We start from the raw sequence: 13,585 nt of genomic DNA on the forward strand, positions 1-13,585 counted from the left end.
CCCGGTAGAGGCGCGGACGGGCAGCTTCCACGCGCCCGGGACGATTCCTCTCCGTAATCGCCGAGTGTCATCACTCACCGTACGAGCCGGGACAACCGACGGTCAGCGAGGGGCTTTCCGCCGGTCTGACAGGTCGGGCAGTACTGGAGGCTCGAATCGGCGAAGGACACCTCCCGCACCGTGTCGCCACAGACCGGACAGGGCAGGCCGGTCCGGGCGTGCACCTTCAGACCGGAGCGCTTCTCGCCCTTCAGCTCCGCCGCCCGCTGACCCAGCGAGCGGCGGACCGCGTCGCCGAGCACCGCCCGGGTCGCCGCGTGCAGCGCGGCCAGCTGGTCGTCGGTGAGCCGGTCGGTGATCGCGAACGGCGAGAGCTTCGCCGCGTGCAGGATCTCGTCGGAGTACGCGTTGCCGACCCCGGAGAGCACCGCCTGGTCGGTCAGCACCCCCTTGACCTGGCCCCGCCGGCTGCGCAGCCGCTCGGCGAAGGTGGGCAGGTCGGCACCGAGCGCGTCCGGCCCCAGCTTCGCCACCCCGGGCACCTGCGCCGGATCGGTCACCAGGTACACGGCCAGCTTCTTCTGGGTGCCCGCCTCGGTCAGGTCGAAGCCGGAGCCGTCGTCGAGGCGGACCCGCAGGGCGACCGGGCCCTTGCCGGGGCGCAGCGGGGTGGTGGACGGGAACGCCTCCCGGTAGTGCAGCCAGCCCGCCCGGGCCAGGTGCACCACCAGGTGCAGGCCGCCGTCGACCACCACGTCGAGGAACTTGCCGTGCCGGCGGGCGTCCACCACCGCCCGGCCCGACAGCGCCGAGGGCGCCGGGTCGTACGTCTTCAGGGCGCTGATCGCGGCGACCTCGACCCGGTCGACCCGCCGCCCCACCGCGCGCTCACGCAGGTAACCCGCGAGCGCCTCCACCTCCGGTAGTTCGGGCACGTTCCAACGGTAGCCTTCTTTCCCGTGAGCGCGAGGAACGAGCTTGCGAGTCCCCGCCGCGAGTGCGAGGAGCGAGCGTTGCGCGCCCCGCAGTCGTGAGCAGAGAGCGGCACAGTCGCGAACGAAAGGCGAGCTCCGTGAGAATCGTGGTGGCGCACAACCGGTACCGGGAAGCCCAGCCCTCCGGCGAGAACACGATCGTCGACTCGGAGATCGCCCAGCTGACCGACGCCGGTGTCGAGGTGCTGCCGTTCATCCGCAGCTCGGACGAGATCCCGTCGATGTCGAAGGCGGCCAAGGCCCTGCTGCCGATCTCCCCGATCTGGGCCCCGCGCGCCCAGGAGGACCTGTCCCGGCTGCTCACCACGCACCGCCCCGACGTGCTGCACCTGCACAACCCGTACCCGCTGATCTCGCCCTGGGTGGTGCGGACCGCGCACCGGCACGGCGTGCCGGTGGTGCAGACGGTGCACAACTACCGGCAGGTCTGCTCCTCCGGCATCTACTTCCGGGACGGGATGATCTGCCAGGACTGCAAGGGCCGGGCGCTCGGCGTGCCGGCGGTCGTGCACCGCTGCTACCGCAACTCCCGCGCGCAGAGCGCCCTGATGGCGACCACCCTGGCCGTGCACCGCGGCACCTGGCGCTCGGTCGACCGGTTCATCGCGCTGACCTCGGCGATCGCCGACCACCTGCGGGACTACGGCATCCCGGACGAGCGGATCGTGGTCAAGCCCAACTCCGTGCCCGACCCGGGCCGGCCGGCCCCGCTCGGCGACGGGTTCCTCTACATGGCCCGGCTCACCCCGGAGAAGGGCCTCGATCTGCTGCTGGAGGCGTGGCGCCGGCACCCGGTGGGCACGCTGGGCACGCTGCGCGTCGCCGGCGACGGCGAGCTGCGACCGCTGGTCGAGGCGGCTGCCGCGGAGCGCGCCGACGTGGTCTACCTGGGCCAGCTCGACCGGGCCGGGGTACGCGCCGCGGTCGAGGCGAGCGCGGTGGTGATCGCCGCGTCGATGTGGCACGACGTCCTGCCCACCGTGATCATCGAGGCGTTGGCCAGCGGGCGGCCGGTGCTCGGCACCGCGCTCGGCGGCATCCCGTACCTGGTCGGGGCGGACGGTCCCCGGGAGCCGGCCGGCACCGGGTCGGCGGAGATCGCCTCCGCGGTCCCCGGCGGGGGCGTCGCGCCGCTGCCCGCCGGCGTGGTGACCGGCGCCGCCGGCTGGGTGGTCCCGCCGGAGCCGGCCGCGATGGCCGCCGCCCTCCCGGTCGCCCGGGCCGGTGCCGCCGCCCTGTCCCAGCCGGCCCGCCTCCGCTACGAGCAGACCTTTCACCCCGACGTCGTCACCAAGCGCCTCCTAGACATCTACGCCTCCATCACCCGCCCCTGACCCCGCCCGCCCCTCGCCGGCCTCTCGCGTGCACTTTCGGAGAAAGCGTGGCTATTCCGGCTCGGATAGCCACGCTTTCTCTGAAGGTGCGGCCAGGGAAGGCGGCGAGGAGGCGGGGGCGGGGCGGGTGGGGGTGAGGGGGTCAGCGGAGGGAGGCGCGGGCGGAGAAGGCGATGCTGGCCAGGAGGAAGCCGCCGTTGACGATCGTGAAGGCGATGATCACCCAGTAGGTGAGGGCCGGGGCGAGCATCAGGACCAGCGCGGCCACGAAGATCACCGCGCCGTAGTCGCGGACCAGCTTCACCAGGCGTACCGGCAGCGAGGTCGAGGTGACCATGCTGGCGGCATTCGGGCCGGCCTGCATCACCGAGGTCACCAGGTTGACCATCCAGGTGCCGGCGAAGACCGCGACCAGCCAGGTCGGCGTCTCCGGCCGCTGCGCCACGGCGGTCGCCGCCAGGGCGGCCACCAGCGCGATCTGGGCGGCCACGTCGCAGAGCACGTCCACCCGGGCGCCCGCCGCGCTGCCCTGCCCGGTCACCCGGGCCAGCTGACCGTCGGCGCAGTCCAACGAGTACGCGACCTGCCAGCCGACCAGCGCGACCAGCCCGACCACCCAGGCGGGTACGTCGCCGGCGGCGACCGGGTCGGCGAGTGCCACCACGGCCACCGAGGTGGCCAGCCCGAGCACCAGGTTGGCGATGGTCAGCGCCGTCGGCCGCAGCCCGAGGCGCTGGGCGACCAGCGCGAAGACCGCGCCGAGCCACTGGCTGAGCGACTCGCTGAACAGGCCGCCGCCCCGGTTGACCCGGTGGAAGTCGGCAACGGTGGGACGGGGCTCAGCCACAGTGGTCGCGGATTGCACCGGCGTAGTCTGCCAGCCGCTCCCGCGTCTCGGTAGGCGTCATCGCCAGGTGTTCGAGGATGGTGTACCGGTCCGGCCGGGTGGCCGGCGCGAACTGCACCGCCTCGACGAACTGGTCGTCGGTCAGCCCCACCTCGGCGGGGAGCCGGGGCAGCTGGTGCCGGGCCAGGCAGGCCGACATCTCGGTGAAGCGCCGCCGGTCGCCGCGCAGCCAGGTGCAGAACAGCGCCCCGAGGCCGGCCAGCTCGCCGTGCGAGGCGGTGCCCGGGTAGAGCGCGTCGACGGCGTGCATGATCTCGTGGCAGCCACCGCTGGCCGGCCGGCTGGTGCCGCAGACCGCCATCGCCAGGCCGCTGGAGATCAGGGCCTCGGCGAGCACGGTGACGAAGGCGTCGTCGGCCATGTCGCCCGGGTGGTTGAGTACCGCCTCGGCGCCCATCCGGGCCAGCGAGGCGGCCAGGCCGTCGACCGGCTCGCCCCGGACCTGCCGGGCCAGCTCCCAGTCGGCCAGCGCGCTGATGTTGCTCACCGCATCGCCGATGCCCGCCCGGTTGTGCCGTTCCGGGCCGCTCTCCACGAAGTCCAGGTCGACGATGACCGCGATCGGGATGTGTACGCCGTAGGAGCCCTTGATCCCCTCGCTGACCAGGCTGGCGACCGGGGAGGCGATCCCGTCGTTGGCCAGGCTGGTCGCCACGGTGACCATGGGAAGTCCGCGCCGGGTGGCGGCGTACTTGGCGACGTCTATCGTCTTGCCGCCACCGATGCCGACCACCGCGTCGTACGAGCGGGCACGGAGCTTGCTGCCCAGGTCGTCGGCGGAGTCGAGCGTGCCACCGGCGACGGTGAACACGTCGGCCGACCGCAGCGACGGCCGGATCAGCTCGGCGATCTGCTCGCCCTGCCCCGGCCCCACCACCACCGCCACGTCGCCGCCGGCGGAGATCCGCCCGTCGGCGAGGATCGCGGCGAGGTCGGCCACCGCCCCGCGCCGCACGTCGATGTGCAGCGGGGTCAGCACCGTACGAGCTAGTAGCGGCACGCGATCTCCCGCGCCCGGGCCAGGTCGGCGTGGTTGTCGACCTCGACCCAGGAGACGTCGCCGATCGGTGCCGCGCGCACCTCGCCGCCCCGGTCGGCGAACTCCTGGTAGCCGTCCTCGTAGTAGAGGTCGGGGTCACGCCGCCAGGTCGCCTCCAGCGCGTCGGCGAGGGCGTCGGCCACCTGCGGCTCGATCAGCGTCGCGCCGATGTACTCCCCGTACGCCTCGCCCGGGTCCATGATCTTGGTGATCCGGGTGAGCTGGCCGGCGGCGTCGAAGGTGGTCTTCATCTCCTCCTCGGCCAGCGCCTTGATGTTGTCGATCGCCAGCAGGATGCCCGGCCCGCGCTCGGCGAGCAGGGTCTTCTCCACGCTCACCGGGTGCACGGTGTCGCCGTTGACCAGCAGCACGCCCCGGGCGAAGTGCTCGCGCGCCAGCCAGAGCGAGTACGCGTTGTTCCACTCCTCGGCCTTGTCGTTGTGCACGAGGGTGAGCCGGACGCCGTAGCGCTCCTCCAGCGCCGCCTGGCGCTGGACGACCGCGTCGGCGGCGTACCCGACCACGATCACGATCTCGGTGAGCCCGACCTCGGCGAGGTTGCGCAGCGCGATGTCCAGGATGGTGATCTCACCGTCCACCGGCACCAGCGCCTTGGGCAGGGTGTCGGTGTACGGGCGCAGTCGGCGCCCCGCACCGGCCGCGAGCACCATCCCGATCATGCGGGGTCCTCCCTCGTACGACTCCAGGTCACCGTGGAGGATAGCCCCGCGTGACGGTGGGGCTGCCGCCAACCGGGGCCAGAGGGGCTGTCAGCCGGGCAGGGCGGCCAGGTCGGCCAGCACCGCGAGCCGCTCCTCGGCGGTGAGCGCCGCGTACGGGCCGGCGGCGCGGCGGTCGGTCTCCAGCTCGATCGCCCGGCGTTCCGGCCCCGCCGGCAGCTCGCTGATGCTCGACGCGGTGTGCCCGGCGGCGGTCCACGCGGCGGCATGCGCGTCGGCCCGGTGGTAACGCAGCGTGCCGAGCCGGTTCAGCAGGAGCACCCCGGGCGGCGTGCCGTCCGGCTCGTACGGCGGGGCCATGGTGGCGAACGCGGGCGTCGGCTCGGCGTCGGGCTCCCCGGCGAGCAGCAGCGCGTACGCCAGCAGCCGGCCGAACGCCTCGACCAGCCGCAGCACCCGGTCGTCGTGCCCGGCCCACAGCTCCTCGGTGACCTCGCCGTGCACCTGGTAGATCTCGGTGAGGAAGTCGGTGCCCCGCTCGGTGGCGGCGAAGCCGCCGTCCGGCCGGCGGACGATCATCCCGTGCGCCACCTGTTTGTCCAGGGCCCGCTGGCAGGTGGCCGGATCCCGGTAGCGGGTGACGGCGGCGAAGCCCGCCCCGTCGACCGTGCCGCCCGGCGCGGCGAGCCGGGTGCGGAACTCGACCAGGAAGCCGGTGGCGGCCGGCCCGCCGTACCGCTGGCTCAGCTCGGCGCCGCCGCCGTCGCGGCCGGCGAGCATGCCGGCGACGAAGGTCCGGTCGACCGCCGGGGCGACCAGCCCGGCGAACCGGTGCGGCGCCAGCTCGACGTCGGAGTTCACCGACCGATCGACCGCAGCGCGGCGACGGCGGTCTCGCTCGGTTCCAGATAATCGCCGCCGATGTCCCAGGCGTTGGGAAAAAGGCTCCGCTCGGGAGATCGGCGCTGAAGGAGGAGGCGGCCGTCGTCGTCCACGATCAGCGCGCCGGCGCAGCGGAGAGGCTCGGTGGGCACGTGCCGACAGTAGCGAGCGGGCGTCGGTCGCGCCGATGCCCGGTCTTGTCCCGGTCTGCCACCTGGGCCCACCATGTGGGTACCGGGTGCCGCCGTCCCAAAGGGGTGATGCGTGATGCAGGTTCGGGAAGCTATGTCCAACGAGGTGCTCATGGTGGGTCCGGAGCACACGCTCCGGCAGGCCGCCCAGATGATGTCGGCCCGCCGGGTCGGCTCGGCGGTGGTGATCGACCCCGACTCCGAAGGGGTCGGGATCATGACGGAACGGGACGTGCTCAACGCGATCGGGGCCGGGCTGGACTGCGACGTGGAACGCACCAGGGCGCACGTGAGCTGGGACGTCGTCTACGCCGGTCTGGATTGGACGGTGGAGGAGGCGGCCGCGGCGATGGCCCGGGGCGGCTTCCGCCACCTGGTGGTGTTCGACGGCCGGGAGGTGGCCGGGGTGATCTCCGTGCGCGACCTCATGCGGGTCTGGTCGCAGCAGCGGCTCACCGTGGGTTGAGTCCCGGCCGGGGGTCGTCCGCACCTGTCGCGGCGGCCCCTGACCGGCCCGAACTCCCCCGTCGACGAGAGTCCCGCTCACGTCCGTCGGTCGATCATCTGCCCGCATGTTGAACTTGGCGTGTATGCCGGTCGGACCGGCCGGGACAGGCCCTAGGCTCGTGCGCATGACCGCCGAGCAGCTGATCTCGTTCGCCCGTGGAGCTCCCTCGCTGGACATCGTCGATGTCGAGGGTCTCAAGGCAGCCGCCGTCCGTGCCTTCGACGCCGACCCCGCCGGAATCACGGCGTACGGCACCTCCGTCGGGTACCCACCCCTGCGGAAGTGGATCGCCGAGAAGCACGGCGTCGAGGCGGATCAGGTGCTGATCACCAACGGCTCGCTCCAGGCGGACGCGTTCCTCTTCGACCACCTGGTCCGCCGCGGTGACGCGGTGGTCGTGGAGCGTCCCACGTACGACCGGACCCTGCTCAACCTCCAGCGGATGGGCGGCGAGATCCACGGCGTCTCGATCCAGCCGGACGGCCTCGACACCGCCGAGCTGCGCAAGCTGCTGGAGTCCGGGGTACGGCCCCGGCTGGCGCACGTCATCCCGAACTACCAGAACCCGGCCGGCGTGACGCTCTCCCTGGAGAAGCGCCGCGAGCTGCTCGACCTGGCCGTCGAGTACGAGTTCACGATCTTCGAGGACGACCCGTACGCCGACATCCGCTTCCGGGGCGAGGCGCTGCCGTCGATGCTCTCGCTGGACACCCGCAACGTGGTGGTGCACGCCTCCAGCTTCACCAAGACGGTCTGCCCCGGCGTCCGGGTCGGCTACCTGGTCGGGTCGGCGGACCTGATCGCCGACATCGCCAAGAAGGCGACCAGCCTCTACATCTCGCCCGGCATGGTCTCCGAGGCGATCGTGCACCAGTTCTGCGTCTCGGGCGAGATCGAGCGGTCGATCGAGACCGTGTCGACCGCCCTCGGCGAGCGGGCCCGGGTGCTCGCCGAGTCGCTGCGCCGGCACCTCCCCGAGGCCAGCTTCGTCGAGCCGGACGGCGGCTACTTCCTCTGGGTGGAGTTCCCGGCGGACGTGGACGTGGCCCGGCTCGCCCCGGCCGCCGCCGAGCGCGGCGTCGCCGTGGTCAAGGGCAGCGACTTCATGGTCGATGGCGGGCAGCACGCGCTCCGGCTGGCCTTTTCCGCCGTCACCGCGGACCGGATCGACGAGGGCGTCCGCCGGCTGGCGGAGGCCGTGGCCGCCGTCCGGGGCTGAATATCTGTCGGGTTTCCGACAATCTGGCGATGCCGGCCGGCCCGGGGCACCCCTCGGGCCGGCCGGCGGCTCACAATGCTGCGAGCGTCGCTCACCTGCCCACGCGCGGCCGGGTCACCGGTCGCGCCGCCCGTACGCGCGACGCCGCCCAGCATCGCCCCCCGCCCCCACCGGCGCCGGGTGGGCCGCGTCGCCCCCTCACCCCCCTGAACGCGGCGCGCCCACCCGGCGCCACCCCTTCGTGATCTTGCGCCGGTGGCGGCGGATTCCGTCCGATGGGGCGTATTGGCAGCACACCCGCGTGATCACGAAGTCGCCGGCGGGCCGGCCGGCGCGGGGCAGCGCGGCCGGCGGAGGCGTAGCCTGCAAGCCGCAGCAGCGTGGGGAGGGGGACGCCATGACGGACCGGGTCCAGCGGGAGCGGTCGACGAACCAGCACACCGGGCGGGTGCTCAGCCCCCGGGCCTGGACGGCGCCGGTCCGGGCGATGTCCCGCATCCTCAACGCCGACGGTTCCCCCCGCATCCCGGCCCCGGCCGGGCCCGGGCGCAGCGGCGTGGTCGACTGCGGCCTCTACGTCGACGGGGAACGCCAGCCCGGCCAGTGGCACTACGCCGACGCGCTGGAGGCGGCCCGCGGGGAGCGCAACGCCTTCGTCTGGCTCGGCCTGCACGAGCCGGAGCTGGCCGAGATGACCGCCATCGCGGAGACGTACGGCCTGCACGAGCTGGCGGTCGAGGACGCGGTCAAGGCCCAGCAGCGCCCCAAGCTGGAGCGCTTCGGCGAGGTCACCTTCCTGGTGTTGCGCACGGCCCGCTACTGCGAGCACGCGGAGCTGACCGAGAACTCCGAGGTGGTCGAGACCGGCCAGGTGATGCTCTTCATCGGGCCGAACTTCCTGATCAGCGTCCGGCACGGCGACGCCTGCCGGCTCGCCCCGGTCCGCGCCGACCTGGAGGCCAAGCGGGACCTGCTGCTGCACGGCCCGTGGGCCGTGGCGTACGCGGTCACCGACCGGGTGGTGGACCTCTACCTGGAGGTGGCCGACCAGCTGGAGGACGACCTGGACGTGCTGGAGGCCGACGTCTTCGACCGGCAGAGCAGCGGCCGGATCCAGCGGATCTACCAGATGAAGCGGGAGCTGGTGGAGTTCAAGCGGGCGGTGATCCCGTTGCAGCGGCCGCTGCTGACCCTCACCGCGCAGGTCAACCGGGAGGTGCCGCAGGAGGTGCGGCGCTACTTCCGGGACGTGCAGGACCACCTCAGCCGCACCGTCGAGCAGGTCAACTCCTACGACGACCTGCTCAACTCCATCCTCCAGGCGCGACTGGCGCAGGTCACCGTCGACCAGAACAACGACATGCGCAAGATCGCCGCCTGGGCCGCCATCGCCGCGGTCTGGACCGCGTTCGCCGGGGTCTACGGGATGAACTTCGAGAACATGCCCGAGCTGAAGTGGACGTACGGCTATCCGGGCGTGCTGGCCCTGATGCTCGCCATCTCGCTGGCGCTGTATCGCTGGTTCCGCCGTAACGGCTGGCTCTGACCCGCACGCCGACGGCGGCCGGTCCGGGCCGGCGGGCGCGCGACCGACCCCGGACACGCCGGCGGCGCGGGAGTCGCCTCCCGCGCCGCCGGCGATCCGCCTGGTCAGCGACGGCTGCTGGACTTCGCGCCGTTCTTGCCGATCGCCTTGCTGAGGTCGTCCGCCGGCCGGCCGGAGACGTCCGTGGCGCCCTCGGCGACCGAGGGGACCTTGTCGTTGGCGTGGATCACCGGCTGGGTGCCGGGGGTGGTGGTCGAGGCGCTGTCGCCACCGGCCACCGCCGAGCTGCCCGCGCCGGTGGGGCCACCGGCCGTGCCGGCGCCGCTGGACATCGTGGACGAGTCGGTCACCTTGCCTCCGTTCGCCGACGGGGTCTCGACGACCAGGGTGTCCACCTCGTCGCGGACGGTCTCCACGCCCTGCGTCGGGTCGTACTCCGCCCACTCCTGCTGCTCGCGGCGGCGGCGCATGGCCATCGCGCCGGCCACGCCGGCGACCGCGCCGGCGGCCAGCAGGCCGGTCATCATCGACCCGCTCTTCTTCTGCTTCTTCTTCGCGGCCTTCAGGTTCCTGGCCTTGGCCTTCCTGCTCATCGCCGGCTGCGTGGCGGCGGCCTTCCGGCCGGTGAGGGCCTTGCCCGCCGTCTGCGCCTGGGCGTTGCGGACCGCCAGGGCCAGCGGCGCGAGCGCCGCGACCGTCGACGCGAAACCGCTGGACGCCCGGTCGCGCGCGATGACGGCCCGCGGCCCGACCGTGGCGCCGGCACCCTTCGCCGCGTACGTGGCGGCCTGCCTCAGGTGACCGATGCCCTGGTTCAGCTCAGCCTTCGCGAGCTGCCCCTGGGTCTTGCGCCGCCCGATTCCAAACACGGTCCCACCTCCTGGGAGTTGTTCCTTCGTCATCCTCCACCTTCGGATGCCTCCGCACTGCCAGATCGGGCACATGGGAGGATCCGCATGGAACTGACCAACGAGTGAGGAGTACCCGTGGCCGAGGCTGTCTACGCCACCTTGCACACCAACGCTGGCTCGATCCGGCTGGAGCTCTTCCCCAACCACGCTCCGAAGACCGTCCGCAACTTCGTCGACCTGGCGGAGGGCAACAAGGAATACACCGACCCGCGCACGGGTCAGCCGGGCAGCGGGCCGTACTACGACGGCACCATCTCGCACCGGGTGATCAGCGGCTTCATGGTCCAGATGGGCGACCCGACCGGCACCGGCCGTGGTGGCCCGGGCTACAAGTTCGGCGACGAGTTCCACCCGGAGCTGCGCTTCGACCGGCCGTACCTGCTGGCGATGGCGAACGCCGGGCCGGGCACCAACGGCTCGCAGTTCTTCATCACGGTGTCGCCGACCCCGCACCTGAACAACCGGCACACCATCTTCGGCCAGGTCGCCGACGAGCAGTCGGCGAAGGTCGTGGACGCGATCGCGAACACCCCGACCGGCCCGAGCGACCGGCCGCTGCAGGACGTCGTGATCGAGCGGGTCGAGATCGAGCGCACCCCGGCCTGATCGCCCTGGCGAGGTACCTTTGCACGCATGACTGATCGCCCCGGGCCGGCCGGCGACGCCACCGGCGGGCCGGTGCCGACCACTCCGGTCTGCTACCGCCACTCCGACCGGGAGACGTACGTCCGCTGCACCCGCTGCGACCGGCCGATCTGTCCGGAGTGCATGCGGGAGGCCTCCGTCGGCCACCAGTGCCCGGAGTGCGTGAACGAGGGACGCCGCAGCGTGCGGCCGGCGCGTACCGCCTTCGGTGGCGGTGCCGCCGGCCGCCGCGGCCTCGTCACCCGCACCCTGATCGCGTTGAACGTGCTGGCCATGGTGCTGTCGATCCTCAGCGACCGGGGCGGCGACTCGATGGTCGGCGGCTCCGGCCTGGGCGGGCTGCTCGGTGGCGGCACCCCGCTGACCCAGTGGGGCGCGGTGCTCGCGCAGTGGCCGCCGCAGTTCCCGGTGGAGGGCGTCGCCACCGGCGAGTGGTACCGCCTGGTCACCGCGATGTTCCTGCACTACGGCCTGGTGCACCTGCTGCTGAACATGTGGGCGCTCTGGGTGCTCGGCCGGGACCTGGAGGCCCTGCTCGGGCCGCTGCGCTTCCTCGGGCTCTACCTGGTCGCCGGCCTCGGCGGCAACGTCGCGGCCTACCTGTTCAGCGAACCGAACGCGGCGTCGGCCGGCGCGTCCACCGCGATCTTCGGGCTCTTCGCCGCGGTCTTCGTGATCATGCGGCGGCTGGGCCGGGACACCTCGGCGATCGTGCCGGTCCTGGTGATCAACCTGATCTTCACCTTCACCGTGCCGAACATCTCCATCCCGGGCCACATCGGCGGCCTGGTCACCGGCGCGGCGATGGGATGGGTGCTGGCGTACGCGCCGCGCATGCGCCGATCGGTCTTCCAGGCCGGCGGCACGGCGGTCGTCCTGGTGGCGCTGCTCGGCCTGGTGATCGTCCGCACCGCGATGCTGACCGGCTGAGCCGCTGCCCGATGCTCGTCGGCTGAGCCGCTGCTCAGTGGCGAGCGGCGGCCCGGACCGACCGGAGCGTCTCGGCCACCTCGTCGGGCGGGGCGCCGAGGTCGTACCGGCCGAAGATGTGCAGCGACTCCCCGGCGTCGATCTCCAGGGTCTCGGTGGACAGCCCGAGCCGGGACCGCCGGTCCACCGTGATCGCCTCGACGGCCGGCCAGGGCAGGTGCCGCCGGCCGGCGTACCCGTGGATGACGGTGACCCCGGCCGGGTCGGCGGCGAGGCGGACCGGGGCGAGCAGGTCGCGCAGCGCCCAGCCGACCAGGCCGGCGGCGACCGCGACGGTCAGCACGGCCTGGACCCGGTCACCGTCGGCGAGCAGCAGGCCGAGCGCGACCAGCAGCACCGCGCCGACCAGCTTCACCACCGGCAGGGCCGGCGGCACCCGCCACTGGTGGGACGGGGACGATGGAGGTTGCACGGGTCCAGCATGCCAGCCGGACGGGGCCACTGTCGGGGGCGGACGACACCGGCTCCCGGAGGACGTAGTATCGACGGCAGCCAGGTTACCGGGGAGTAGATATGAGTGACGCAGTCATTGTCGGCGCGGTACGCACCCCGGTGGGGCGGCGCAAGGGCAGCCTGTCCGCCGTGCATCCGGTCGACCTCTCGGCGCACGTGCTGCGCGCCCTCGCCGAGCGCACCGGCATCGAGCCCGGCCAGGTCGACGACGTGGTCTGGGGCTGCGTGTCCCAGGTCGGCGAGCAGTCCTGGAACATCGCCCGCAACGGCGTGCTCGCCGCCGGCTGGCCCGAGTCGGTCCCCGGCACCACCGTGGACCGGCAGTGCGGGTCCAGCCAGCAGGCGCTGCACTTCGCCGCCGCGGCGGTCGCCTCCGGCCAGGCCGACCTGGTGGTCGCCGGTGGCGTCGAGTCGATGACCCGGGTGCCGATGGGCTCCAGCGTCGCCGGCGGGATGCCCTTCAGCGACCAGCTCCGCGACCGCTACCGGGGTGTCGAGGGCTTCGCCGCCGACGAGCCGCTGCCGTTCAACCAGGGCGTGGGCGCCGAGCTGATCGCCGCGCGCTGGCGCTTCTCCCGTACCCAGCTCGACGAGTTCGCGCTGGCCAGCCACGAGAAGGCGGCCGCCGCGCAGGACGCCGGCGCGTTCGACCCCGAGCTGGCCCCGGTGGCGCTCGCCGACGGCGGCAAGTTCGCCGCCGACGAGGGCATCCGCCGGGACACCTCACTGGAGAAGCTCGGCGAGCTGAAGACCCCGTTCCGCGCCGACGGCGTGGTCACCGCCGGGTCCGCGTCGCAGATCTCCGACGGCGCGGCCGCGCTCGCCGTCACCACCAGCGAGTGGGCCAGCCGGCACGGCCTGCGACCGCTGGCCCGCATCCACACCGCCGTGGTCGCCGCCGACGACCCGGTCACCATGCTCACCGCGCCGATCCCGGCCACCGCGAAGGCGCTGCGCCGCGCGGGGCTGGGCATCGAGGAGATCGGGGTGTACGAGGTGAACGAGGCGTTCGCCCCGGTGCCGCTGGCCTGGCTGGCCGAGACCGAGGCGGACCCGGACCGGCTCAACCCGCGCGGTGGCGCGATCGCCCTCGGTCACCCGCTCGGTGCCAGCGGCGCCCGGATCATGACCACCATGCTCCAGCACATGCGCGACAACGGCATCCGGTACGGCCTGCAGACCATGTGCGAGGGCGGCGGCATGGCCAACGCCACCATCGTCGAGCTGCTCTGACGGCCACGACCACGACGGGTCCTCGCCGGGGCGGGCGGAATACGCGTGACTC

The 13,585-nt window shown here is 73.0% G+C and carries 15 protein-coding genes; 7 read left to right on the plus strand and 8 right to left on the minus strand.

Features of this window, described 5'->3' with window-relative positions:
- Positions 1-74 precede the first annotated feature (74 nt).
- A complete protein-coding gene (locus ACTMTB_RS08530) occupies positions 75-935 on the minus strand; it encodes an Fpg/Nei family DNA glycosylase (RefSeq protein WP_441143853.1) in 861 nt (286 codons plus the stop codon).
- A 137-nt stretch (positions 936-1,072) separates the two neighbouring features.
- On the opposite strand from ACTMTB_RS08530, the gene ACTMTB_RS08535 reads away from it, so the two are divergent.
- Entirely contained in the window at positions 1,073-2,329 is a 1,257-nt protein-coding gene (locus ACTMTB_RS08535; protein ID WP_441143855.1) for a glycosyltransferase family 4 protein, read from the plus strand.
- Positions 2,330-2,471: 142 nt separating this feature from the next.
- On the opposite strand, the gene ACTMTB_RS08540 is transcribed toward ACTMTB_RS08535, so the two are convergent.
- From ACTMTB_RS08540 to ACTMTB_RS08560, 5 genes are all read right to left on the minus strand, one after another.
- Entirely contained in the window at positions 2,472-3,194 is a 723-nt protein-coding gene (locus ACTMTB_RS08540) for a CDP-alcohol phosphatidyltransferase family protein (protein ID WP_441143857.1), read from the minus strand.
- Positions 3,169-4,236 carry an iron-containing alcohol dehydrogenase family protein gene (locus tag ACTMTB_RS08545; protein ID WP_441143859.1) on the minus strand — a complete coding sequence of 356 codons (1,068 nt, stop codon included), beginning with the start codon at positions 4,234-4,236 and terminating at the stop codon, positions 3,169-3,171. Before ACTMTB_RS08545 ends, ACTMTB_RS08540 begins: the two co-directional genes overlap by 26 nt.
- Complete coding sequence (locus tag ACTMTB_RS08550) at positions 4,224-4,955, minus strand: sugar phosphate nucleotidyltransferase (RefSeq protein ID WP_441143861.1); 732 nt, start codon at positions 4,953-4,955, stop codon at positions 4,224-4,226. The genes ACTMTB_RS08545 and ACTMTB_RS08550 overlap by 13 nt, the downstream gene beginning before the upstream one ends.
- 90 nt (positions 4,956-5,045) lie before the next feature.
- Positions 5,046-5,816, minus strand: coding sequence for a hypothetical protein (locus ACTMTB_RS08555; RefSeq protein WP_441143863.1), 771 nt, complete (start codon positions 5,814-5,816; stop codon positions 5,046-5,048).
- Positions 5,813-5,989 (minus strand): NUDIX domain-containing protein, encoded by a 177-nt coding sequence (locus ACTMTB_RS08560; RefSeq protein ID WP_441143865.1) that lies wholly within the window; start codon positions 5,987-5,989, stop codon positions 5,813-5,815. The genes ACTMTB_RS08555 and ACTMTB_RS08560 overlap by 4 nt, the downstream gene beginning before the upstream one ends.
- Positions 5,990-6,104: 115 nt before the next feature.
- On the opposite strand from ACTMTB_RS08560, the gene ACTMTB_RS08565 reads away from it, so the two are divergent.
- The 3 genes from ACTMTB_RS08565 to corA all read left to right on the plus strand — a co-directional run bounded on the left by ACTMTB_RS08565 (position 6,105) and on the right by corA (position 9,301).
- Positions 6,105-6,494, plus strand: coding sequence for a CBS domain-containing protein (locus ACTMTB_RS08565; RefSeq protein ID WP_280839042.1), 390 nt, complete (start codon positions 6,105-6,107; stop codon positions 6,492-6,494).
- 166 nt (positions 6,495-6,660) lie between these two features.
- On the plus strand, positions 6,661-7,755 hold the full coding sequence (locus ACTMTB_RS08570; protein WP_357615023.1) for an aminotransferase-like domain-containing protein: 1,095 nt from the start codon (positions 6,661-6,663) through the stop codon (positions 7,753-7,755).
- A 397-nt stretch (positions 7,756-8,152) separates the two neighbouring features.
- Positions 8,153-9,301, plus strand: coding sequence for a magnesium/cobalt transporter CorA (corA, locus tag ACTMTB_RS08575; protein ID WP_280839040.1), 1,149 nt, complete (start codon positions 8,153-8,155; stop codon positions 9,299-9,301).
- A 104-nt stretch (positions 9,302-9,405) separates the two neighbouring features.
- Here corA and ACTMTB_RS08580 read toward each other — a convergent pair whose 3' ends face one another.
- Positions 9,406-10,203: a hypothetical protein gene (locus ACTMTB_RS08580; protein ID WP_441143868.1), complete on the minus strand. Its 798-nt coding sequence runs from the start codon at positions 10,201-10,203 to the stop codon at positions 9,406-9,408.
- Positions 10,204-10,287: 84 nt separating this feature from the next.
- On the opposite strand from ACTMTB_RS08580, the gene ACTMTB_RS08585 reads away from it, so the two are divergent.
- Entirely contained in the window at positions 10,288-10,818 is a 531-nt protein-coding gene (locus tag ACTMTB_RS08585; protein ID WP_280839038.1) for a peptidylprolyl isomerase, read from the plus strand.
- Between the two features lie 27 nt (positions 10,819-10,845).
- Entirely contained in the window at positions 10,846-11,787 is a 942-nt protein-coding gene (locus tag ACTMTB_RS08590; protein WP_441143870.1) for a rhomboid family intramembrane serine protease, read from the plus strand.
- A gap of 34 nt (positions 11,788-11,821) precedes the next feature.
- Here ACTMTB_RS08590 and ACTMTB_RS08595 read toward each other — a convergent pair whose 3' ends face one another.
- Entirely contained in the window at positions 11,822-12,259 is a 438-nt protein-coding gene (locus tag ACTMTB_RS08595) for a PH domain-containing protein (protein WP_441143872.1), read from the minus strand.
- A 101-nt stretch (positions 12,260-12,360) separates the two neighbouring features.
- On the opposite strand from ACTMTB_RS08595, the gene ACTMTB_RS08600 reads away from it, so the two are divergent.
- Positions 12,361-13,533: a thiolase family protein gene (locus tag ACTMTB_RS08600; protein ID WP_280839035.1), complete on the plus strand. Its 1,173-nt coding sequence runs from the start codon at positions 12,361-12,363 to the stop codon at positions 13,531-13,533.
- Positions 13,534-13,585: the final 52 nt, after the last annotated feature.

It is taken from the genome of Micromonospora sp. L32, assembly GCF_052068055.1.
Lineage (GTDB): Bacteria > Actinomycetota > Actinomycetes > Mycobacteriales > Micromonosporaceae > Micromonospora > Micromonospora purpureochromogenes.

Coding starts and splice junctions, on each gene's coding strand:
- ACTMTB_RS08550 (WP_441143861.1), bottom strand. CDS start 4,955: ATGATCGGGATGGTGCTCGCGGCCGGTGCGGGGCGCCGACTGCGCCCG.
- ACTMTB_RS08565 (WP_280839042.1), top strand. CDS start 6,105: ATGCAGGTTCGGGAAGCTATGTCCAACGAGGTGCTCATGGTGGGTCCG.
- ACTMTB_RS08570 (WP_357615023.1), top strand. CDS start 6,661: ATGACCGCCGAGCAGCTGATCTCGTTCGCCCGTGGAGCTCCCTCGCTG.
- corA (WP_280839040.1), top strand. CDS start 8,153: ATGACGGACCGGGTCCAGCGGGAGCGGTCGACGAACCAGCACACCGGG.
- ACTMTB_RS08580 (WP_441143868.1), bottom strand. CDS start 10,203: ATGACGAAGGAACAACTCCCAGGAGGTGGGACCGTGTTTGGAATCGGG.
- ACTMTB_RS08590 (WP_441143870.1), top strand. CDS start 10,846: ATGACTGATCGCCCCGGGCCGGCCGGCGACGCCACCGGCGGGCCGGTG.
- ACTMTB_RS08600 (WP_280839035.1), top strand. CDS start 12,361: ATGAGTGACGCAGTCATTGTCGGCGCGGTACGCACCCCGGTGGGGCGG.